Origin of the sequence: Sphingobium sp. Leaf26 (genome assembly GCF_001421665.1) — a bacterium.
Lineage (GTDB): Bacteria > Pseudomonadota > Alphaproteobacteria > Sphingomonadales > Sphingomonadaceae > Sphingobium.
Window position 1 is genome coordinate 45826 of record NZ_LMKV01000004.1, and the last position, 22065, is coordinate 67890.

At 64.6% G+C, this 22065-nt stretch carries 25 protein-coding genes; 15 read left to right on the plus strand and 10 right to left on the minus strand.

Going from position 1 to position 22065, the window contains the following annotated elements; genetic code table 11:
* Positions 1-112: 112 nt before the first annotated feature.
* From ASE85_RS06410 to ASE85_RS06450, 9 genes are all read right to left on the minus strand, one after another.
* The gene (locus tag ASE85_RS06410; RefSeq protein ID WP_056685423.1) at positions 113-454 is read right to left on the minus strand and encodes a DUF1491 family protein; all 342 of its coding nucleotides are present in this window, start codon (positions 452-454) and stop codon (positions 113-115) included.
* Positions 444-932, minus strand: coding sequence for a PaaI family thioesterase (locus tag ASE85_RS06415; protein WP_056685426.1), 489 nt, complete (start codon positions 930-932; stop codon positions 444-446). Before ASE85_RS06415 ends, ASE85_RS06410 begins: the two co-directional genes overlap by 11 nt.
* Positions 892-1359: a PTS sugar transporter subunit IIA gene (locus tag ASE85_RS06420; RefSeq protein WP_056685573.1), complete on the minus strand. Its 468-nt coding sequence runs from the start codon at positions 1357-1359 to the stop codon at positions 892-894. The genes ASE85_RS06415 and ASE85_RS06420 overlap by 41 nt, the downstream gene beginning before the upstream one ends.
* Positions 1360-1527: 168 nt before the next feature.
* Positions 1528-2124, minus strand: a complete 597-nt coding sequence (gene hpf, locus ASE85_RS06425; protein ID WP_056685429.1) for a ribosome hibernation-promoting factor, HPF/YfiA family — start codon at positions 2122-2124, stop codon at positions 1528-1530.
* A gap of 72 nt (positions 2125-2196) precedes the next feature.
* Complete coding sequence (gene dnaQ, locus ASE85_RS06430; RefSeq protein ID WP_056685433.1) at positions 2197-2889, minus strand: DNA polymerase III subunit epsilon; 693 nt, start codon at positions 2887-2889, stop codon at positions 2197-2199.
* A gap of 32 nt (positions 2890-2921) precedes the next feature.
* Complete coding sequence (gene coaE, locus ASE85_RS06435) at positions 2922-3515, minus strand: dephospho-CoA kinase (protein WP_056685436.1); 594 nt, start codon at positions 3513-3515, stop codon at positions 2922-2924.
* 28 nt (positions 3516-3543) lie between these two features.
* Entirely contained in the window at positions 3544-4371 is an 828-nt protein-coding gene (aroE, locus tag ASE85_RS06440) for a shikimate dehydrogenase (protein ID WP_056685437.1), read from the minus strand.
* On the minus strand, positions 4368-4973 hold the full coding sequence (locus ASE85_RS06445) for a Maf family protein (protein ID WP_056685440.1): 606 nt from the start codon (positions 4971-4973) through the stop codon (positions 4368-4370). The genes aroE and ASE85_RS06445 overlap by 4 nt, the downstream gene beginning before the upstream one ends.
* Positions 4970-5797, minus strand: a complete 828-nt coding sequence (locus ASE85_RS06450; RefSeq protein WP_056685443.1) for a pyruvate, water dikinase regulatory protein — start codon at positions 5795-5797, stop codon at positions 4970-4972. Before ASE85_RS06450 ends, ASE85_RS06445 begins: the two co-directional genes overlap by 4 nt.
* A gap of 289 nt (positions 5798-6086) precedes the next feature.
* Between ASE85_RS06450 and hemE the strand changes: the two genes are divergently transcribed.
* The 3 genes from hemE (at position 6087) to ASE85_RS24195 (ending at position 7868) form a co-directional block, all read left to right on the plus strand.
* A complete protein-coding gene (gene hemE / locus ASE85_RS06455) occupies positions 6087-7157 on the plus strand; it encodes a uroporphyrinogen decarboxylase (RefSeq protein ID WP_056685445.1) in 1071 nt (356 codons plus the stop codon).
* Positions 7157-7597 carry a CopD family protein gene (locus ASE85_RS06460; RefSeq protein ID WP_056685448.1) on the plus strand — a complete coding sequence of 147 codons (441 nt, stop codon included), beginning with the start codon at positions 7157-7159 and terminating at the stop codon, positions 7595-7597. The genes hemE and ASE85_RS06460 overlap by 1 nt, the downstream gene beginning before the upstream one ends.
* A 142-nt stretch (positions 7598-7739) precedes the next feature.
* Positions 7740-7868: a hypothetical protein gene (locus ASE85_RS24195; protein ID WP_268795120.1), complete on the plus strand. Its 129-nt coding sequence runs from the start codon at positions 7740-7742 to the stop codon at positions 7866-7868.
* 1 nt (position 7869) lies between these two features.
* Here the strand turns inward: ASE85_RS24195 and panC are convergent, their stop codons facing one another.
* Positions 7870-8715, minus strand: coding sequence for a pantoate--beta-alanine ligase (panC, locus tag ASE85_RS06465; protein WP_056685451.1), 846 nt, complete (start codon positions 8713-8715; stop codon positions 7870-7872).
* Between the two features lie 108 nt (positions 8716-8823).
* On the opposite strand from panC, the gene ASE85_RS06470 reads away from it, so the two are divergent.
* From ASE85_RS06470 to ASE85_RS06525, 12 genes are all read left to right on the plus strand, one after another.
* The gene (locus tag ASE85_RS06470; protein ID WP_056685454.1) at positions 8824-9630 is read left to right on the plus strand and encodes a division plane positioning ATPase MipZ; all 807 of its coding nucleotides are present in this window, start codon (positions 8824-8826) and stop codon (positions 9628-9630) included.
* A complete protein-coding gene (locus ASE85_RS06475) occupies positions 9630-10067 on the plus strand; it encodes a J domain-containing protein (RefSeq protein ID WP_056685456.1) in 438 nt (145 codons plus the stop codon). The genes ASE85_RS06470 and ASE85_RS06475 overlap by 1 nt, the downstream gene beginning before the upstream one ends.
* The gene (gene pgmG / locus ASE85_RS06480; protein WP_056685459.1) at positions 10064-11440 is read left to right on the plus strand and encodes a phosphoglucomutase/phosphomannomutase PgmG; all 1377 of its coding nucleotides are present in this window, start codon (positions 10064-10066) and stop codon (positions 11438-11440) included. The genes ASE85_RS06475 and pgmG overlap by 4 nt, the downstream gene beginning before the upstream one ends.
* 428 nt (positions 11441-11868) lie before the next feature.
* On the plus strand, positions 11869-13170 hold the full coding sequence (locus tag ASE85_RS06485) for an OmpP1/FadL family transporter (protein WP_056685462.1): 1302 nt from the start codon (positions 11869-11871) through the stop codon (positions 13168-13170).
* Between the two features lie 51 nt (positions 13171-13221).
* Positions 13222-14382 (plus strand): flavodoxin-dependent (E)-4-hydroxy-3-methylbut-2-enyl-diphosphate synthase, encoded by a 1161-nt coding sequence (ispG, locus tag ASE85_RS06490; RefSeq protein ID WP_056685466.1) that lies wholly within the window; start codon positions 13222-13224, stop codon positions 14380-14382.
* 17 nt (positions 14383-14399) lie between these two features.
* On the plus strand, positions 14400-15314 hold the full coding sequence (locus tag ASE85_RS06495; protein ID WP_056685469.1) for a DMT family transporter: 915 nt from the start codon (positions 14400-14402) through the stop codon (positions 15312-15314).
* Positions 15311-15796, plus strand: a complete 486-nt coding sequence (locus tag ASE85_RS06500; protein ID WP_056685472.1) for a GNAT family N-acetyltransferase — start codon at positions 15311-15313, stop codon at positions 15794-15796. The genes ASE85_RS06495 and ASE85_RS06500 overlap by 4 nt, the downstream gene beginning before the upstream one ends.
* 158 nt (positions 15797-15954) lie before the next feature.
* Positions 15955-18282 carry an FtsK/SpoIIIE family DNA translocase gene (locus ASE85_RS06505; protein WP_056685475.1) on the plus strand — a complete coding sequence of 776 codons (2328 nt, stop codon included), beginning with the start codon at positions 15955-15957 and terminating at the stop codon, positions 18280-18282.
* A 498-nt stretch (positions 18283-18780) separates the two neighbouring features.
* Entirely contained in the window at positions 18781-19422 is a 642-nt protein-coding gene (locus ASE85_RS06510) for a LolA family protein (protein ID WP_056685478.1), read from the plus strand.
* Between the two features lie 268 nt (positions 19423-19690).
* Positions 19691-20488, plus strand: coding sequence for an exodeoxyribonuclease III (xth, locus tag ASE85_RS06515; protein WP_056685481.1), 798 nt, complete (start codon positions 19691-19693; stop codon positions 20486-20488).
* Positions 20488-21558, plus strand: coding sequence for a GTP cyclohydrolase II (gene ribA, locus ASE85_RS06520; RefSeq protein WP_056685483.1), 1071 nt, complete (start codon positions 20488-20490; stop codon positions 21556-21558). The genes xth and ribA overlap by 1 nt, the downstream gene beginning before the upstream one ends.
* Positions 21555-22058: a L,D-transpeptidase family protein gene (locus ASE85_RS06525; RefSeq protein WP_056685485.1), complete on the plus strand. Its 504-nt coding sequence runs from the start codon at positions 21555-21557 to the stop codon at positions 22056-22058. The genes ribA and ASE85_RS06525 overlap by 4 nt, the downstream gene beginning before the upstream one ends.
* Positions 22059-22065: the final 7 nt, after the last annotated feature.

Consider the following 22065-nt stretch of genomic DNA (forward strand, 5'->3'; position numbering starts at 1 on the left):
TCGGCCGCCCCCCGTCTGCGTGTTTACCGGCCCCGCCCCCCGATGGGCGAATTCGGCAACCTGCGCGTTGGCGTGGGGGGCCTGTGCCGAAACCATGACGATGTGTCAACGATCAGCAGAGTGTTTCCACGGCAAACCGTTCCGCTTCCGCGACGTCGAGTTCCACGATCCACAGGTCGGGGTCCGACCTGTGCCGCCGCGCCATATAGGCGTCCAGGGCTTCCATCCCCTCATCAGGGGAAGGACCACAGCGCAATAACGCATGACCGCCGTCAAAGTTCGACACCCGCTCGAAAAGACCGGAAAACTGCCCTTTTTCAAGCGTCTGAACGAGAATCACACCGCTCATTTCGTCGCCCTTGCGCAGGATGGTGGCAAAACCGCCAGCGGCCCCCACTCGGCGCCTGAGCGCGCCCACCAGCATGGCGCTGGTGAGCCGGGCGTCAGCGGCCATAGCCGGGCAACGAAGAGAGCGGGAATTGCGAGCGCATGAAGGTGCCGGTGCCGCGACCGACCTCCTCGCCGTCCGCGTCGATCAGGCTCGCTTCGGCGACATAGACCCGGCGCTTGCCGCTGATCCAGCGCCCCTCGGCACGGATTCGGCCGGGACCGATCGGCCGGGTAAAGAGCAGATTGAAGGCGGTGGTCAGGAGGAAGCGATCGCTGACCAGGCTGTTGGCGGCATAGAAGGCCGCATCGTCCAGCATCTTGAAATAGACGGTGCCATGCACGGCGCCGGCCGCATGAAACTGGCTTTCATCGACGTCGAAGTCGATGACCGACCGGCCCGGCTCGCTGATCGTCAGGTCTGACCGGAACAGCCGGTTGATCGGCGCGGAGCGATAGAGATTTTCCAGCGCGCGGAAATGCGCCGCCTCGCCGCTCATAGGCTCAGGCAGCGTCACGTGCCCCGCCGCCCGCCAGCAGCGCATGCAGCGCCTCGGTCGATTGCGCGCCGCGCAGACGCACCACCTGACTCTCGTCACGCAGATAGCGCGACACGCGCGCCAGCGTCTTGAGATGCTCGGCGCCGCTATCGACCGGCGAGAGCAGGGCGAAGACGACATCGACCGGCGCATCGTCCACCGCGTCGAACGGCACGGCCTGGTCCAGCAGCACGACCACGCCGCACATCTTGTCCAGCCCTGCAATCTTGGCATGGGGAATGGCCACGCCGCCGCCGAAGCCGGTCGACCCCAGCCGCTCCCGTTCGAACAGGGCGTCGCCCACCTCGTCCGCGTCCAGATCATAGGCGCAGGCGGCCAGGGTGGCGATCTTCTGGAAAAGCGCTTTCTTGCCGTTCGCCGACAGGCCCGTGGCGAGCGCATCGGCGGAAACGATGTCGTTGAAGTTGACCATGATAAATCCGAAACGGCCGAGCCGCGCGGGCGAAATCTTCGCGCTTTTCCCCGGACAATGAAAGCCCGGCCCCATAAGCCGCCTGCACCATCAGGTCAACAGGCGGCCGGGACCTGGATCAGAAGCGACCGGGCCGGCATGTTTCCAACCCGGTCGCCATGTCCACCGTCAGCCGCGCGGTTCCACCCAGCCTATGGTGCCGTCATGCCGGCGATAGACCATGTTGTAGGCCGCCGTCCCGGCATTGAGGAACAGCAGCGCATTGGTGTTGCGCAGGTCCAGCATCATCACCGCGTCCGACACGCTGGCTTCGGGAATGTCGACGCGGGTTTCCGCCACGATCAGCGGCGCGTCGGCGGCTTCCTCCTCTTCCTCGGCGTTACCCGCGAAGATGGTATAGCCTGCGCCGTCAATGTCATCGACGCTATAGCCGCTGGCCCGCTGCGCTTCTGCCGCCGCCGTCTGGATGCTGCGGTCTTTCAACCGGCGCATATAGCGGCGCAACTGCTTTTCGATCTTTTCGGATGCCTGGTCGAAGGCGGGATGCGCCTCCTGCGCCTCGCCGGCGCCCTTCAGGATCAGGCCGGTCATCACATGGCAGACGATGTCGCAGTGGAAGGCGCCGTGCGGCGCCTTGCGAAAGGTCACCTGGGCGGAAAGCGTGCGGGAAAAATATTTCTCGGCCATCGCCTCCAGTCGTTCGGCGACATGGCTCTTGAGCGCCTCGCCCGTTTCGACCTGATGTCCGGAAACACGAATATCCATATGCCTTCTCCTTATTTTTGCCGGATGCCGGAAAAGCATCCGGTGGGCATGGAGGGCATAGGCCAGTACGGTCTATGCCTCCTGGTGCCAGAGCGGCTCTTTCAGCGTCGCGACGAACGCTGCATGCCGCTCCAGCTCCGCCGCGCTGGCCGCAAAGACCCGCGCGGGACGAACAGGGCGAACCACGGTTGATGCCGTCAGTTCCACCCCGCCGAACTCTTTGTCTTCCTCCTGTGCCAGACCTAGGCCGATCTGCCGGCCGCCGGTCAGTTCGATATAGAGTTGCGCCAGCAGTTCCGCGTCGAGCAGCGCGCCATGCTTGACGCGATGGCTGCGGTCGATGCCGTACCGGGTGCAGAGCGCGTCCAGGCTGTGCTTGGCGCCCGGATGCAGGGTACGCGCGATCGCCACCGTGTCGATCATGCGATCCATCGACACGTCGGGCAGGCCGCATGATTTCAGTTCGTGATTGAGGAATCCGAAGTCGAACCGCGCATTGTGCGCGACCAGCGGGCTGTCCTCCAGAAAAGCGAGCAGGTCCGCCGCGCCCTTGGCGAAGACGGGATATTTGGCCAGGAAATCGGCCGACAGGCCATGCACATTATAAGCGGCGGCCGGCATGTCCCGCTCTGGATGATAATAAGCGTGGAAGGTCCGGCCGCTGGGTACGCGATTGATGAGTTCGATACAGCCGATCTCGACCAGCCTGTCGCCGGATGCCGGGTCGAACCCCGTCGTTTCGGTATCGAAAATAATCTCGCGCATTGCCCTCTTCATTCGACTCTGTGGGCCAACCCTTATCCACCTGTCTTCGTGCCAAGGCAAGCGACCAGTCGGCGCACCTGTGCACGGGTATCGGTGAATGTCGTTCCCGTATGGATGATATAGTTTGCCCGTTGCCGCTTTTCAGCATCCGGCGTTTGCAGATGGACGATCTGGCGGAATTTTTTTGCGGTCATGCCCGGCCGCGCCAGGACTCGCAGGCGCTGTTTCCATGCCGGCGCAGTGACGACGATCACGCCGTCCAGCCGCCTTTGCCCGTCCGTCTCGAACAACAGCGGAATGTCGAGCACCACGAATCTGCGCGACCGGTGCCGGCGCAGGAATCGCGCGCGGGCGGCCTGCACCGCCGGATGGACGATCGCCTCCAGCGCCTTGCGCGCCTGGGGATCGCCGAACACCGCCGCACCCAGCCTGGCCCGGTCGAGCCCCTTCGGCCCGGTCGTGCCGGGAAAGAGCGCCTCGATCGCGGGCAGCAACGCGCCGCCCGGTGCCTGCAACCGGTGAACCTCGGCATCCGCGTCGAACAGCGGCACGCCCTCGCGCCGCAACATCGCCGCCACCGCCGACTTGCCCATGCCGATCGACCCGGTGAGGCCGTAGACCTTCATCAATCGGCCCTTAATCCTCGCCCCCCCCTTAATCTTCGGCAGCGAGCAGCAGCGCGCGCAGTTCCGCGTCCAGTTCACGCGGCGCCTGCGCATCGAAGAAGATATCGAAGGCCAGCGCCGCCTGCCCGATCAGCATTTCGAGGCCATCAAGCGTCTTGAGCCCCCGCGCCTTCGCCGCCTTGAGCAGGCCCGTCTCCAGCGGCGCATAGACGATGTCATAGACGGTCGCCCCCTCGCGCAGCGGCGTCAGGTCCAGGTCCAGCCCCGGCTGACCCACCATGCCGAGCGACGTCGAATTGACCAGCAGATCGGCGGCCGGCAGCACATCGCCCATGCCGATCACGCGGCCCTTCGTCCCGCCATGATCCAGCAGCGCCTGCCCCTTGGCCAGGTCGCGCGCCATGATGGTCAACTCCGGCACGCCCAGACTGGCCAGCGCGAACAGGATCGCCCGCGCCGCGCCGCCCGTACCGAGGATCACGGCGCTCCTGCCCTTCCACATGTCGCGCAGCAGCGGCTGGAGGAATCCGCCCGCATCGGTATTGGTGCCGATCAGCGGCCCGCCCATCTCGCTGGCGATGGTGTTGACCGCGCCGATCCGTTCCCGCACGCCCCCCGGATCGTCGACGAAATCCATCACCGCCATCTTGTGCGGGATGGTGACGTTGCACCCCAGCCAGTCGGGATCGCTCCGCCGCATCAGGAAATAGGCGGCCAGCCCGTCCGGCGTCACATGGGTCTTCCTATATTCCGCCTCGATATCCAGCGCGTTCAGCCAGAAATTGTGAATCAGCGGGGATTTGCTGTGCGCGATCGGATCACCGATCACTTCAGCGTAGGGGAGGGCGTCGCTCATGCCGCCAAAACGCCGCGCACGCGCAGAAAGTCAAGCAAAGGCAGCAAGGGCAGGCCCTGAATCGCGAACTGGCTTCCCTCGACCTTGCTGAATAACTGCACCCCCGGCCCCTCGATCCGGTAACAGCCCACACACCAGCGCAGTTCGTCCCAGTCGGCATCCAGATAGGATTGGATGAAGGCGTCGGACAAAGGCCGCACCGTCATCCGCACCCGCTCGACATGCCGCCAGATCGGCTCGCCGTTCAGAACGATCACCGCCGCGCTGTGCAAATGATGTACCCGGCCCGACAGCAGGCGCAGGATTCGTGTCGCATCCGCCCGATCGACCGCCTTGTCGATCATCTCGCCCCGGTCTTCGCCCTCACCGATGCTGAGGGTCTGGTCGCATCCCAGCACCAGCGCACCGGGCACCCGACGCGACACCTTGAGCGCCTTCAACTCCGCCAGCGCATCGGCCAGCGCCCGCGCGTCAAGCCCGTCGGCGCGCAGCGCCTCCTTGGCCGCGTCCTCGTCCACGCCGGGCGACAATGCCTCGAACGGCACCTGCGCCGCGCTCAGCAACGCCTGGCGGCTGGCACTTTGCGACGCCAGTACGATCATATCTCATGCCCTTCCGCCAGTTCGCGGTCGTTGAACAGGTTGATGATGGCGGCGGCCGCTTCCTCGATCGACCGGCGGGTCATGTCGATCACCGGCCAGCCATTGTCGGCGAACATGCGCCGGGCGAAGGCCAGTTCCTCCTGCACCTTCTCATTGTCGACATAGGCGGTTTCAGGCGCCTGATTAAGCGACAGCAGCCGGTTGCGCCGGATCTGGATCAGCCGCTCCGGGCTGACGGTCAGGCCGACGACCATCGGATGCTTCAGCCTGTAGAGGCTGCGCGGCGGCGGCGATTCCGGCACCAGCGGGATATTGGCGGTCTTGTATCCGCGATTGGCAAGGTAGATGGACGTCGGCGTCTTGGACGCGCGCGACACGCCGGCCAGCAATATGTCGGCCTCTTCCCAATTTTCATGCCCCACGCCATCATCATGGGCAATCGTGAACTGGATCGCCTCGATCCGGGCGAAATAGGCCTCGTCCAATATATGTTTGCGCCCCGGCCGGGTGCGGGTCTCCTGCCCCAATATGTTGGACAGCGCGTCGGCCACGCTGTCCAGCGCCGCGACATGGGGCAGGCCGAGCGCGCGGCAGCGCGTTTCCAGCCGGCGTCGCAGCATATGATTGGTGAGCGTGAACAGCACCAGCCCCGGATTGGCGCTGATCTCCTCCATGATCCGGTCCAGATGCACTTCGGATCGCACCATCGGCCAGAAATGGCGGATCGCCTCGACATTTTCGAACAGCCCGATCGCCGCCTTGGCGATATTCTCCAGCGTTTCGCCGGTGGAGTCAGACAGAAGATGCAGGTGGATGCGCGCCATGGGGACATCTCTGTTGGAGCCCTGTGGATAAAGCAAGGGATGAAATTGTGGATAAGTTGAGCGGCTTTTCCCGTCCCCACTGACCGGAATCTTATCCACAGGCCCCCAACAGGCCCCCGATTCCATCCACAGCCTGTGGGTAACGGGGATAGAGACTCTGACTCGCCACGACTTCCGTGACTCCCGCGAGTCAACATGTTGGCAAAAGCGGGCACAGCGCATAAACCCCGCTGCCAACCGACCTACTATCTCCATCATCCCTTGAATCTAAATAATAAGAGAGAATGTGATGCGCGAAGACGCTCCGGTGCGCCTGACGGACAAGCCGCTCCTGGCCGTGCTCAAAGGGGATCGTCCCGCCATGCCGCGTCAGTCACCGCCCATCTGGCTGATGCGCCAGGCCGGCCGCTATCTTCCCGAATATCGGGCGTTGCGGGCGGACAAGGGCGGCTTCCTCGAACTCGTCTATGACAGCGCCGCCGCCGCCGAAGTCACGCTCCAGCCGCTGCGTCGTTTCGGCTTCGACGGCGCGATCCTCTTTTCCGACATCCTGATCGTCCCTTATGCCATGGGACAGGATCTCTGGTTCGAGGCCGGCGAAGGCCCCCGCCTCGCCCCGATCCTCGCCGAAACGGACCTGTCCGCGCTGACACCCGATTTCAGCCGCTTCGAGGCCATCTACGAGACGGTGCGGCAGGTGAAGGCGGCTTTGGACCCCAGCGTCACCTTCCTGGGCTTTGCGGGCAGTCCCTGGACCATTTCGACCTATATGGTGGCGGGGCAGGGCAGCAAGGATCATGGGCTGGCCCGCCGCATGGCCTATCAGGAACCGGACCGCTTCGCCGCGCTGATCGACGCCATTATCGACGCCACCGTCATCTACCTCTGCGGCCAGATCGAAGCCGGCGTGGAGGCCGTCCAACTGTTCGACAGTTGGGCCGGCAGCCTGTCGCCGCTGCAATTCCAGCGCTGGGTCATCGAGCCGAACAGGCGGATCGTCGCGCGGGTGAAGGCGCTTCATCCCGATATTCCGGTGATCGGTTTCCCCAAAGGGGCCGGCGCGAAACTGGCCGACTATGCGGCGCAGACCGGCGTCGATGCCGTGGGCGTCGATGAAACGATCGACCCGCACTGGGCCAATGCCGCGCTACCCGCCGGCATGCCCGTGCAGGGCAATCTCGATCCGCTGGCACTGATCGCGGGCGGTCGGCCGGTCGAGGAGGCGGTCGACAGGATCCGCGCCGCCTTTGCCGACCGGCCCCATATCATGAACCTGGGCCATGGCATTTTGCCCGACACCCCCATTGCACATGTCGAAGCGCTCCTTAGCTATGTGCGAAAGGAAGGAGTCCGCGACTGATGGCCTATCTTGGTGTCGCCTATCTCTGGGTGAAGGCTGCCCATGTCATCTTCGTCATCTTCCTGATGGCGGGGCTGTTCATGATGCCGCGATTCTTCGTCTATCATCAGGAAACCGTGCCCGGATCGCCGGAAGACAAGCGGTGGATCGAGCGGGAAGGGCGGCTGCTCAAAATCATCCTCAATCCCTCGCTGGTCCTGGTCTGGCTCTTCGGCCTGATGCTGATGGTGGAAATCGGTGCCTGGAGCTTCGGCTGGTTCCACCTGAAGCTGCTCTTCGTCCTGGCCCTGTCCGGCTATCATGGCTGGATCGCGAGCTACACCAGGAAGCTGGCGCGGGGCGAACGCCCGCTCAGCGACAGGCAGTTGCGGATGCTGAACGAAATCCCCGGCGTCGCCGCCGCGGTCATCGTCATCGCCGTGATCGTGAAGCCTTTTTGAGGCTTTTGCCTGTCCTACAGCGCGCGCGACCTGTAGGGTGGGGGCGTGCGACAGAGGCACGAATAGGATCAACCCCGCGCAATAGAATGTCGCAATCTGCGGGAAAAGTGCGAAGTTAAGCGTCATCCATGGAGCAGACCCGATGAACCATCCTCGCTTATGGTTTGGTCCCAAGCGCATGGGTTGGGGCTATGGCCCCAGAACATGGGAAGGCTGGGCGGTGATCGGCCTGTGCGTGGCCGCCTGCATCATCTGGAAACGGCTGGCGTGACTCAGGTCGGATCGACCGCGATATTGTCGATCAACCGTGTCTTGCCCAGCCTGGCCGCACCCAGCAGCCGGGCAGGCCGGTCCAGCACGATCATCGGTTCCAGCGTGGCCGCGTCGCACAGCGTCACATAGTCGATCGGGTCAAAGCCATGGGCCGCCAGCGTGGCGATCGCCCTGGCCAGCGCCCGCTCGACCGGGTCGCCCTTTTCGATCTGCCGCTTCGCCTCGCCCAGCGCACGGGGCAGGGCCAGCGCCGCCTTGCGCTCGTCGTCGCTGAGATAGGCGTTGCGGGAGGAGAGGGCGAGGCCGTCCTCGGCCCGCTGCGTCGGCAGGCCGATAATCTCGACCGGAATGTCGAGGTCCGCGACGAAGCGGCGGATCACGGCCAACTGCTGATAATCCTTCTCGCCGAATATCGCGACGTCGGGGCGCACCTGGTTGAACAGCTTGGTCACCACCGTCGCCACGCCATCGAAATGGCCCGGCCGCGCCGCCCCGTCCAGCCCGTCGCTGATCCCCGACACCCGGATATTGGTGGCGTATCCGGCCGGGTACATCCCATCGACGCTCGGCGCCCAGAGGATATCGACGCCCACCGCCTGCAACATCTGCGCGTCCTTCGCCTCCCGCCGGGGATAGGCATCCAGATCCTCGTTCGGGCCGAACTGCCGGGGATTGACGAAGATCGACACGACCACATGCCGCCCATGCCGCCGCCCTTCCTCGACCAATGCCATGTGCCCGTCATGCAATGCGCCCATCGTGGGCACCAGTACCACAGGCTTTCCGTCGCTTTTCAGCATATCGACGGCGGCACGAAGGGCGGGCAGGTCACGCAATATTTGCACGGAAGTCACGGCTCCGATAAGGGCAAAATCCTATGGCTGTCCTGCTAGGCTCGTGCCGGCGCGACCGTCAACACGCATTGCGACAATCAACGGGGTTTACTGGGGCCAATGGGCAATCCGCAGCCGCATCTTATCGTCTTCGCCAATGAAAAAGGCGGGACCGGCAAGTCGACCACGGCGGTCCATACCGCCATCGCCCTGTCCGCGCTTGGTCACAAGGTCGGCCTGATCGACCTCGATCCGCGCCAGCGCACCGTCACCCGCTATATGGAAAATCGGCAGGAAACCGCCAGGCGGCGCGGCATCGACCTGCCCATGCCGGCGTTCGACGTGTTCACCGGCGACAGCATCGCCGCGCTGGACGATCAGGTGATTTCGCTTGCGCTCGGCAACGACTATCTGGTGGTCGACACGCCGGGCCGCGACGATATCTATGCCCGCCACCTGGCCCCGCACGCCAACACGCTGGTCACGCCGATGAACGACAGCTTCGTCGATTTCGACCTCATCGGCCAGGTCGATCCGGAAACCTTCAAGGTGCGCAGCCCGTCCTTCTATTCCGAACTCATCTTCGACGCGCGCAAGGCGCGGGCGAAGGTCGATGGCGTCACCATCGACTGGGTGGTGCTGCGCAACCGTGTCCAGCATCATGACGCCCGCAACAAGAAGCGGGTCGGGGATGCGCTGATGGAACTCTCCCGCCGCGTGGGGTTCCGCGTGATTCCGGGCCTTTCGGAACGTGTCATCTTCCGCGAGCTGTTTCCTTCGGGCCTCACCCTGCTCGACAAGGGGCATCTGGGCGAACTGGGCGTCAGCCACATCGCGGCCCGGCAGGAACTGCGCGAAATGGTGTCGGGCCTTGCGCTGCCGACCCTTGAGGGGACCGGCGCGTTGGACCTGCTCGGCGCCGCCTGATGGGTGGGCTGACGCTCCTGATCGCCGCGGTTGCGATCTGGCTGATCTGGACGGGAAAGCTGCAACGCATGACGGCAAAGGATGGCATGGCGTTGGGCGCGGCGCTGGTGGGTGCGGTCCTGGCGGCCAAGGGCAAGCCGGTGATCGGCGCCCCGCTGCTGATCGGGGCCGCGCTCTTCTTCGCCAGGCAGGGCAATATCAAGGCCAGGGCGAAAGCCCGCAAAACCGCCGTTCCGCCATCCCCGCCGCGCGCTGATGACGTGGCGAAGGCCCGTGCTTTGCTGGGCCTGTCGCCCGATGCCGATGCAAAGGCGATCCGCGCCGCCCATCGCCGCCTGATCGCGTCGGTCCATCCCGACAAGGGCGGCACCGAAGCGCTGGCGGCGCAGATCAACGCCGCCCGCGACCTGCTGCTCGCAGACCAGAAGCAGCGGTGAGCCACCATTTCCACCCGACCCTGCTGCGCGACTATGATCTGCGCGGCCGGGTCGGGGACACGCTGCATGCGGCCGATGCCTGGGCGCTGGGGCGCAGCTTCGGCACGGTGATCGCGCGCTCGGGCGGCCAGCGAATCGCGGTCGGCTATGATGGCCGGCTGAGTTCGCCAATGCTGGAATCCGCGCTGATCGAGGGGCTGACGCACAGCGGAATCGACGTGCTGCGCATCGGCCTTGGCCCGACGCCGATGCTATATCATGCCGAATCGACGAGCCAGGTGGACGGCGGCGTCCAGATAACCGGCAGCCATAATCCCGGCGACCAGAATGGCTTCAAGCTGGTGAAGGGTCATGCGCCCTTTTTCGGCGCGGATATCCAGGCCCTGGGCGTCATGGCGGCGTCGGGCGACTGGGACTCTGGCGTGGGGCAGGTCGAAACGGTCGCCATCATGGACGCCTATGCCGCGCGGCTGGTGCAGGGATTCGACGGCCCGGCCTGCCGCATCGGCTGGGACGCGGGCAATGGCGCCGCCGGCCCGGTGGTGGAGAGACTGGCGCAATTGCTCCCCGGTGAGCATCATCTGCTCTTCACCGATATAGACGGTCATTTCCCCCACCATCATCCCGATCCTTCCGATGATCGGAATCTGGCCGATCTGCGCGCGCTCGTCCGGGACAAACAGCTCGATTTCGGTGTGGCTTTCGATGGCGATGGCGACCGGATCGGCGTGATCGACAGCCTTGGCCGCACCTTGCCGGGCGACCAGCTTCTCGGCCTGTTCGCGCAAGTCGTGCTGAAAAACCGCCCCGGTGGCAGAATCGTCGGCGATGTGAAGGCCAGCCAGACCGTCTTCGACCGCATCGCCGCGCTGGGTGGCCAGCCCGACATGTGGAAGACCGGGCACAGCCATATCAAATCCAGAATGAAGCAGATTGGCAGCCCGCTCGGCGGGGAGACCAGCGGCCATCTCTTTTTTGCCGACGATTATCCCGGCTATGACGATGGCCTTTACGCCGCCGTCCGCCTGATCCGCGCCGTCGGGTCGCTGGGGCGGAGCGTCACCGCGCTGCATGACGCCATGCCTGCGACCGTCATCACACCGGAATGGCGGTTCCCGATCGCGGACTCCCGCAAGTTCGCCGTGGTCGCGGAGATTCTCGCCCGGCTGGAGCAGGACGGCGCCGATATCTGCACCATAGACGGAGTCAGGGTGCGGTCCGGCGACGGCTGGTGGCTGCTGCGCGCTTCCCATACCGAGGCGGCATTGGTCGCCCGCGCCGAATCCACGAATCAGGCCGATCTCGACCGGCTTGTCGCGCAAATCGACGCCCAACTCGGCGAATCGGGTGTGACAAGACCGGAATCACGCTGATTCGCCTATTTTTATCGCTATACTTTGGTCTGATTTTCACCGGGAGGTCTGACTCATTCCCTTACGGAAAGCGGCACCCGAGATAACGATTGCATAAAACGCAACGATGCTTGTCTGTTTCGCATTTGCGACAATCATCGCTGCACCGCAAAAGGAACTCGCCTTTCAGGCATCCTCTCCTAAAACTTCAAGGCCGTCCTTCCGGGGCGGCTTTTTTTTATTTTTTTTCGCGGCCTGTGATGGCCGCCAAGCCGTAGCGTTCCTTTCCGTAAACGTCAGGCAAGCAGCGCCAAAGCATGTGCCGGTCGCCGCGCGACACTGGAAATTAACGACATCTTTGCTAAGCCCCTCGCCTCATAAGCCGGTTTCGCGCGTTGCAGGGGCGCCGATCGGCAGCAGAAGAGTCGCCACCTAGCAGAGGATTTCTCATGTCCCTTCGCCGCCAACTCAGCCGTGTCCTCCTCGTCACCGGGGTCATGGCTGCTCCCTTTCCCGCCATGGCCGGCGGCTTCTATCTTCAGGAACAATCGCCGATCGAAACCGGCCGGGCCTTGTCCGGCGGCGCGGCGGCGGGCGATGATCCCTCGACCATCTATTTCAATCCGGCCGCGATGACCCAGCTATCGGGTATCCAGACCTCGATCGGCGGTTCCGCGCTGATGGCCTCGGCGCACCAGACCAATCGCGGTTCGCGCCGCAGCATCCCCGGATCGACCGCAACGGTGCCGGTCGGCGGCAATGACGGTGGCAATCCGTTCGAAAGCGTCATCCCCATCCCCAGCTTCTATGCCAGCGCGCAGGTCAGCGACCGGCTCTGGGTCGGCCTGGGCGTCAACGCGCCCTTTGGCCTGAAGCTGGAATATGATGACGGCTTCTTCGGCCGCTATGACTCGCTGTACACCGACCTCAAAACCTACAACATCCAGCCATCGGCCGCCTATAAGCTGACCGACAATCTGTCGATCGGCGGGGGCGTCGACGTGCAATATGTGAAGGCGACGCTGACCAACGCGCTGCCGCAACTCTCGCCGCTCGCCACCACCGACGGCTTTGCCAGCCTGAAGGGCGACGACTGGTCGGTCGGCTGGAATGCGGGCCTCTTCTACACCACCGGCGATACCAATTGGGGCGTCCATTATCGCTCCGGCATCAGCCACACGCTGGCCGGCACCCAGATCGTGTCCGGCCTGCTCGGTCCGGTCGCGGCGGGCAATGGCGAATTTGCCGCCACCGCGCCGCTGAACCTGCCCGACATCGTCACCGTCTCCATGATGCACAAGCTGACGCCGCAATTGCGCGCGATGGTCACCGGCAAATGGTATAATTGGTCGAAGTTCAAGGGCATCGCGGTCACCTCGGCCGCCGGCACGACCAACAAGGAACTGGACTATAAGGACAGCTATTCGGTCAGCGTCGGTGGCGAATATGATGTCAGCCCGGCCTTCACCGTGCGCGCCGGCACGATGTTCGATCGTTCACCCACCAATCCGCAGCATCTGACCACGCGCGTCCCCGATGGCGATCGCGTCTGGCTGACCGGCGGCGCGACCTGGAACATGTCGAAGGCGTTCGCGCTGAATCTCAGCTACGCCCACACTTTCGTGGAAAAGGCGAACATCATCCGGCCGGACAGCTATTTCCCGTCGCCCGCGACCGTCACGGCCACCACTTTGGCGCAGACCAGCGGCAATGCGGACCAGATCGCCGCTTCTGCGACGCTGCGCTTCTAACCGTCACCAAACATCCCTATAGAGGCTCCGTAGCTTACGGAGCCTCTTTTCATGTCCGACCATAATCCCGGCCTGCGCCCCTGGCGCGACATAGCGCGGCGCCAGTCGCGCCAGATCATGGTCGGCAACGTCCCGGTCGGCGGCAATGCCCCCGTCACGGTGCAGACCATGACCAACACGCTGACCCATGACGTCAAGGGCACGATCGACCAGATCCGCCGGTGCGAGGACGCGGGCGTCGACATCATCCGCGTCTCCTGCCCTGACGAAGAATCCACCGCCGCGCTGAAGCAGATCGTCCGCGCCGTGCGGGTGCCGATCGTCGCCGACATCCATTTCCATTATAAGCGCGCGCTCGAAGCCGCCGATGCCGGCGCCGCCTGCCTGCGCATCAATCCCGGCAATATCGGGTCGGAAAAGCGCGTGAAGGAGGTGGTCGACGCGGCCAAGGCCAATGGCTGCTCGATCCGCATCGGCGTCAATGCCGGCTCCCTCGAAAAGGATCTGCTGGAAAAATATGGCGAGCCTTGCCCGGAGGCGCTGGTCGAATCCGCGCTCGATCATATCAAGCTGCTCCAGGATCAGGATTTCCACGAATATAAGGTCGCGGTGAAGGCCAGCGACGTCTTTCTCGCCGTCGCCGCCTATATGCAGCTTGCCGACGCGGTCGATTGTCCGCTGCATCTGGGCATTACCGAGGCCGGCGGCCTGATCGGCGGCACGGTGAAAAGCGCGATCGGCATAGGCAACCTGCTCTGGGCCGGGATCGGCGACACGATCCGCGTCTCGCTCTCCGCCGAACCCGAAGAGGAAGTGCGGGTCGGTTATGAAATCCTCAAGTCGCTGGGCATCCGCACCCGCGGCGTGAAGGTCATCTCCTGTCCGTCCTGCGCGCGGCAGGGTTTCGACGTCATCCGCACGGTGCAGGCGCTGGAAGAACGGCTCCAGCATATCCATACACCCCTGTCGCTCTCCGTGCTTGGCTGCGTCGTCAACGGTCCCGGCGAAGCGCGCGAAACCGACATCGGCCTGACCGGCGGCGGCAATGGCAAGCATATGGTCTATCTGTCGGGCGTCACCGATCACACCATCCAGGACGCCGACATGGTCGATCATATCGTCCGGCTGGTCGAAGCCAAGGCCGCAGCGATCGAGGCGGAAAAGCTGGAAGCGGAATCCACCGACGCCGGCAAGGTGGCAGCGGCGCAATAGGCTGCTGGCCCTGCGCGATGGCACATAAGCCGGGCAGTTTTGCCCTTCCCTTCCTCGTCTGCTGCGCGGGTGTCGCGCTGTTTTCCGTGATGGACGCGGCCATGAAGGGACTGGGGCTGGCGATCGGCCTCTACAACGCCCTGTTCTGGCGCGCGCTGACCGGGACCGTAATGGGCCTCGTTCTGATGCTGCTCACCCGCCATCGCTGGCCGACGCGGGCGGTGCTGCGCATCCACCTGCTGCGCGGGACGGTTGTCGCCTTCATGGCCTTGCTCTTCTTCTGGGCGATCCTGCGCCTGCCGCTGGCCGAAGCGATCGCCCTGTCCTTCATCGCGCCGCTCATCGCGCTCTATCTCGCCGCCCTGCTGCTCAAGGAAGAGGTCGGGCGCCGCGCGATCGGCGCGTCTGTGCTCGGACTGGTCGGCGTCGGCGTGATCCTGTCGGGCAAATTGCAGGGCCGCTATGAAGCCGATGCGCTGCTGGGCGTGCTGGCAGTGCTTGGCTCGGCCATATTGTTCGCCTGGAACCTCATCATCCAGCGACAACAGGCGCAGGTCGCATCCCCGATCGAGGTCGCCTTCTTCCAGCATCTCGTCATGCTCGGCGTCTTCGCGATCGGTGCGCCATGGCTCGCCATCCTCCCGCCGCTCCACGCGATGCCGCTCGTGCTGCTCGCCGCGACGCTGGCCTTCACTTCGCTCGCCGCACTCGCCTGGGCCTATGCGCGGGCAGAGGCGCAGCGGCTGATCCCGGTCGAATATACCGCTTTCGTCTGGGCCATGATCGTCGGCTGGCTGGCCTTTGGCGAGCATGTGACGCTCAGCACCGTGGCCGGCGCCTTGCTCATCGTGGGCGCCTGCCTTATCGCCGCGCGCTCGAAAGGGCCTGATCTGGTCCCAAAAGGCTCTCAATTGGAGGCAGGCGCAGTATGAGCATCACCATTCGCGAGGCTGTGGCCGGCGATATCGGCACCATCCACGCCTTCATCCTCGCGCTGGCCGACTATGAACGGCTCGCCCATGACGTGAAGGGGGATCGCGCCACGCTGGAGCGGCATCTGTTCGGCCCGCGTCCCATGGCCGAAGTGCTGATTGCCGAGCATGCGGGCGCGGCGATCGGCTTCGCCCTCTTCTTCCACAATTTCTCCACCTTCGAGGCGCGGCCCGGCATCTATCTGGAGGATCTGTTCGTCCTGCCCGATGCCCGTGGGCTGGGCGCGGGCAAGGCTTTGCTGGCGCGGCTGGCCCAATTGGCGATCGAGCGTGATTGCGCCCGGCTCGAATGGTCGGTGCTCGACTGGAACGAACCCGCCATCGCCGTCTACCGCGCGATCGGGGCAAAGCCGATGGAGGAATGGACGATCCAGCGGCTCGACGGCGATGCGCTGGCGGCGCTGGCTCGCAGCGCCCGATAATGCTGTTCCCCGGCGAAGGCCGGGGTCAGGTTCCACCGTCCGATCTGGACCCGTCGATCTTGACAGGTGCGGGACGAGCCGAACTGTCGCACCCTTGACGCGGACTCGCGCGACGAGGCATTGTGCCGAAACGGAACATTTGGGGGACAAGCAGGATTATGGCCGTCGGCCGCACCGTGAAACGCTCGCCGGAATGGCGCGAAATGCTCAAGCGCAGCCTCCTTCGCAGCGGCGCGCTGATCGGCGCGATCACGCTCATGCTGGCGACCCTGTTCCTGGCGCTGGCGCTGCTCAGCTACGCCCCCAGCGACCCGTCGATGAACACGGTCGCGGGGGACCATGTCGCCAACATCATGCAGGCGCCCGGCGCATGGGCGGCCGATTTCCTGCTCTGGCTGCTGGGCGTGCCGGTCGCGCTGATCCTGCCGCTGATGGCCGTCACCGCCCGTCGTCTATGGGGCGATCAGGATATGCGCGGGTGGAAGGCGCAGTTCGGCAAATGCCTGTTCGGCATCGCCCTGATCGGCATCGCGCTGGCCCTGTTTCAGGATGCGCCGCTGGTCGGCTTGCCCGCCGGATGGGGCGGCGTCATCGGCCTTGTCGTGGCCAAGGGCATCGCCAGCCTGACGGCGCAGGCGCCCGCCGCTGCGCCGTGGATCAAGGGGGGTCTGGTCGCCGTGTCGCTGATCGCCGGCCTGTTCGCCTGCTATCGCAGCCTGGCGCTGGAAAAGCCGATCATCGCGCTGCGCCGCCCCTCGCTGCCCAAACTCAACCTGCCGCGTCCGACTCTGGGGTTCGGTGGGACTGCTGCTGCGGCGCAAGACGATGATGATGACGACGGCGAACCAGCCGAGCGCGTCATCACCCCGCGCAAGCAGGTGTCGAACGAGCCCAAGCCGCCCATCACCATCCAGTCGCCCAAGCCCGCCCCGGTGCAGCGCGCGATGGCGCCGGTCAGCCAGGACGATCTGTTCGGCCATAGCTCGCTGCCCTCGCCGGACCTGCTGAACCCGATTCCCGCCAATCAGGGCGGCAAGATCGACAAGGCCGCGCTGGAACGCAACGCCCGCCTGCTCGAATCGGTGCTGGACGACTTCCATGTGAAGGGCAACATCACCGAAGTCCGACCCGGCCCGGTCGTCACCATGTACGAACTGGAACCCGCGCCGGGCATCAAGGCCAGCCGCGTCATCGCGCTGGCGGACGATATCGCCCGCAACATGTCGGCGCTGTCCGCCCGTGTCGCGACGATTCCCGGCCGCACCGTCATCGGCATCGAACTGCCCAATGCGAATCGGGAGGGCGTGTCCTTCCGCGAACTCATCATCAGCGAGCAATTCGGGCAGGAAGCGACCCTGCCGATCATATTGGGCAAGAATATTTCGGGCGAACCGATCATCGCCGACCTCGCGCCCATGCCGCACCTGCTGATCGCGGGTACGACCGGATCGGGTAAATCCGTCGGCCTCAACGCGATGATCCTGTCGCTGCTCTACCGCATGACGCCCGATCAGTTGCGCCTCATCATGATCGATCCCAAGATGCTGGAACTGTCGACCTATGACGACATCCCGCATCTCCTCTCCCCGGTCGTCACCGAACCGGCCAAGGCGATCCGCGCATTGAAATGGGCGGTGGAGCAGATGGAGGACCGTTATCGCATGATGGCGTCCATCTCCGTCCGCAACCTCGCCAATTATAATGAGAAGGTCCGCGCGGCGAAGGCCAAGGGCAAGCCGCTCGGCCGCCGCGTCCAGACCGGCTACGATCCCGAAAACGGCAAGCCCATCTATGAAGAGGAGCAGCTCGATTTCCAGCCGCTGCCACAGATCGTGGTGGTGGTCGACGAATTGGCTGACCTCATGATGACGGCAGGCAAGGAAGTCGAATTCCTGATCCAGCGCCTCGCGCAAAAGGCCCGCGCGGCCGGCATCCACCTCATCCTCGCCACCCAGCGTCCCTCGGTCGACGTCATCACCGGCGTCATCAAGGCGAACCTGCCGACCCGCATCAGCTTCTTCGTCACGAGCAAGATCGACAGCCGCACCATCCTGGGCGAACAGGGCGCCGAACAACTGCTGGGCAAGGGCGACATGCTTTATATGCACGGCGGCAAGGGCCTGACCCGCGTCCATGGACCATTCGTCTCGGACGACGAAGTCCGCGTCGTTGCCGACCATTGGCGCGCGCAGGGCCAGCCCGACTATATCCAGGCCGTGACCGAAGAACCGGAAGAGGGGAGCTTCGCCCTCGATGGCGTGGACCTGGGCGACGACAGCCCCGACGCGCAACTGTTCCGCAAGGCGTGCCAGCTTGTGTTCGAAAACCAGAAGGCATCGACCAGCTGGCTCCAACGCCAACTCCGCGTCGGCTACAACTCGGCGGCGCGCCTGATCGAACGAATGGAAGAGGAAGGTCTGGTCGGCCCCCCCAACCATGTCGGCCGCCGCGAAGTGCTGCGCGACGAGAATGGGAATCCGCTCTGACGCCTGCCGGAAGCGCTACGATTGCGCTCCCTGCAATCGCGCTGCTTTCCTTCGCATTTGCGGTCATGAACCGGTTGGACCATAGAGAGTAGGCCTTTCAGGCATCCTCTCCTAAAAACTTTCAGGGCTGATCGTCAGATCGGCCCTTTTTTTTGTGGTCGGGGAAAGCCAGAGCATCGTGCGGAAAAGTGGGAACCGGTTTTTCGCTTAAAACGATGCGAAAACAAAAAACTGGAGCGCGCGACCTGCATCGGATTTAACGCAGCGCGCTCTAGGCGTCTGGCTGTTGCTGCCGCGCCGATACCATGTTTCGAGCGGTGCCGCCGGTCAGACCGGCAGGGCGAGGCGGAAGCATGGGGATCGTGCCGTCCCGGCGCCACGCGGATGCTCTCCCCCATCACTCGTCTCCATATCTTGCTATTTCGGAACAGGCGGGTTCAGAACGGGTTCAAGCCGCATCACCTAGCCCTCTCTCCCCAACAATCGGAGTTGAACGCCATGAAGCGCATCGTTGCGCCCCTCGCACTCGTCCTCGCCGCCGCGCCGCTGGTCGTCCCGACCGCGCCCGTCGCCGCGCAACAACAGGACCAGTCCGACCTTGCCAAGGTGAACGCCTATATCCGCAGCGTCACCACCCTGACCGCCGATTTCAGCCAGACCGACCGCAACGGTCAGACGCTGACCGGCAAGCTGACCTTGAAGCAGCCGGGCAAGATCCGCTTCCAGTATCAGAAGGGCGTGCCACTGCTGATCGTCAGCGATGGCAAGGCGCTGACCATGATCGACTATGAAGTGCGCCAGGTGCAGCGCTGGCCGATCGGCAATTCGCCGCTGGGCGCGCTGCTCGACCCGTCGAAGGATCTGTCCAAATATGGCAAGCTGGTGCCGACCGGCGACCCGACGGTGCTCAGCGTCGAGGCGCGCGATCCCAAGCGGCCCGAATATGGCACCATCACGATGATCTTCAAACGCAATGCGTCCGGCCCGGCGGGGCTTCAGCTCTATGGCTGGGTCATGCTCGATTCGCAGAATAACCGCACGGCGGTCCGCTTCTCCAATCAAGTCTATGGCGCGCCGGTCGCCGATTCCGCCTTCCGCTGGACCGATCCGCGGCCCAGGGGTCGCTCGGCCGGCAGTTAACACGAGTGCCCGGCAAGACGGCCCGAGCCATCGGGCGCAATCTTGCCGGCCCGTTCATCTGACGCTCATATGCGGCCCGCTAATCAGAAACCCACGGCGCGAGACCAAACCGGGATTTCCCCCCTGTTACCCGGTCCCCCCTCGCGTCGCGAAGCGCTTCAAGGGCGCGATCGAGACCCCCGTTCCACGCCCCCGGAGCGGGGGTCTTACTTTGCCCACCACAGGCCTGGCGCTTGCGCAACGCCGTTTGCGCTCCTAGTTGCGAACCATGGCCGACACTCTCTCCATCTGTTCCTGGAACATCAACTCCGTCCGCGCACGCATCGACATCGTCGAACAGCTTCTGCGCATGGAGGCGCCCGACATCCTCTGCTTGCAGGAAACCAAGGTGGTGAACGAGATTTTCCCCACCGAAATGTTCCGCCGCATGGGCTATGTCCATCAGGTGCTGAACGGTCAGCGGATGCACCATGGCGTCGCGATCATGAGCAAGGTGCCGGTGCATGAGGATGACCGGTTCGACTGGCAGGCCAATGGCGAAGCGCGCCATGTCGGCGTCCGGCTCGACAATGGCGTGCGCATCGAAAATGTCTATGTGCCGGCCGGCGGCGACATTCCCGACCGGGACGTGAATCCCAAATTCGGCCAGAAGCTCGATTTCATCGAACGCATGATCCAGTGGTCGTCGGCGCTGGATGACAAGCCGGCCATCCTGACCGGCGATTTCAACATCGCGCCTCTGGAAAGCGACGTCTGGAGCCACAAGCAGTTGCTGAACGTGGTCAGCCATACGCCGATCGAATGCGAGATTCTGGCGCGGTTGCAGGCATCGAACGACTGGGTCGATATCGGCCGTCATTTCCACCCCGCGCCCGCGCGTCTCTACACCTGGTGGAGCTATCGCGCGAAGGACTGGGCGGAATCGGATCGCGGCCGCCGCCTCGACCATATGTGGATGACGAAGGACGTCGCGGACAAGGCGGTCAGCCATCGTGTCGTCGAACCGGCGCGAAGCTGGATCAAGCCGTCCGATCATATCCCGATCATCACCGAGTTCGCCTTCTGATGACCGCCGCGACCGGGCGGGATGCGGCGCGGGCGATCGACGCGCTGCGCCGTGGCTGGGCGATCCGCCTGACCGCCCCCGATGGCGCGATCCGCCTGATGGCGATCGAGGGTGCGGACGCGGTGACGCTGGCGGATTTCGATCCGCAAGGCCGCGCCGACATCCTGATCTCGGCTGCGCGGGCCGAAACGCTCAAGCTCGCCAATCAACTCGCCGCCGCCGATCCCGACCTGCCGGTGCTGGTCGAGCGCGCGCCCTGGATCGACGCCGACGTCGCCACCGCCATTTCCGATCCCGTGCTGGACCTGGCGTCACCGCTCAAGGGGCCGTTCCGCGCGCGCGCCTTGCCGGCACCGCAGGCGGCCAAGGCGGCGCTGCGGCTCGCCCGCCTCGCCGGCATCCTGCCCGCCTATTTCTTGGCTGAGGGCGACGGCCCGGTCGAGGCAGAGGTCAGCGCGGCCGCCATCGCTGCCTATGACGATGCCACCAACCTTGCCATCGCCACCCGCGCGCGCCTGCCCGTATCGGCCAGCGAAAGCGCGGAAATCATCGCCTTCCGCAGCCCGGACGAGCCGCGCGAACATGTTGCGCTGGTCGTCGGCAAGCGGGACGGCTCACCGCCCGTCGTCCGCCTGCACAGCGAATGCCTGACCGGCGACGTGCTGGGCAGCCTGAAATGCGACTGCGGCCCGCAACTGCATGAGGCGCTGCACCGGATCGCCGACGCGCCATGGGGCATCTTGCTCTATCTGCGGCAGGAAGGGCGCGGCATCGGCCTCGTCAACAAGCTGCGCGCATACGCAATGCAGGATCAGGGGTTCGACACGGTCGACGCCAATGTGCGCCTCGGCTTTGCGATCGACGCGCGGGATTTTTCGGTCGCGGCGCGCATGCTCGACCTGCTCGGCGTGGGGCAGGTCCGCCTGCTCACCAACAATCCCAACAAGGTGTCGGGGCTGGAAGCGGCCGGAATCAAGGTCGCGGAGCGCCTGCCGATCATCCTGGCCGCCAATCCGCACAATGAACGCTATCTTGCCACCAAGCGCGACCGCACCGGCCACCAGTTATGACACTGATCCGCGTCGAAAGCGGCGCAGGTCGCCTGACCTTCGGCGATATCGCCATGGCGTGCACCATCGGTCGAAACGGCGCATGCGCAGCCGCAGACAAGCGGGAAGGAGATGGCTGCACGCCTTTGGGCACATGGCCCATTCGCGGCGTCCTGCTGCGCCCCGGCAGGGTCGATTCGACCGGCATAATCCTGCCCTGGCGCTGGATACGTGCCCATGACGGCTGGTCGGACGACATCGCCGACCCGGCCTATAACCGCCCCGTCCGCCTGCCGCGTGCCTATTCCGCCGAAAGCCTGATCCGCACCGACGACGCCTATGACGTCATCGTCGTGCTCGGCCATAATGATGCGCAGCCGGTGCCGGGCATGGGCAGCGCCATCTTCTTCCATCTGTCCGAAGGCCGCCCCACGGCAGGCTGCATTGCGATCGACCGCGACGACATGCTTCAGCTCCTGCCATTGCTGGCACCGGGCGACGGGATGGAGATTACCGCTTAATTCGGTT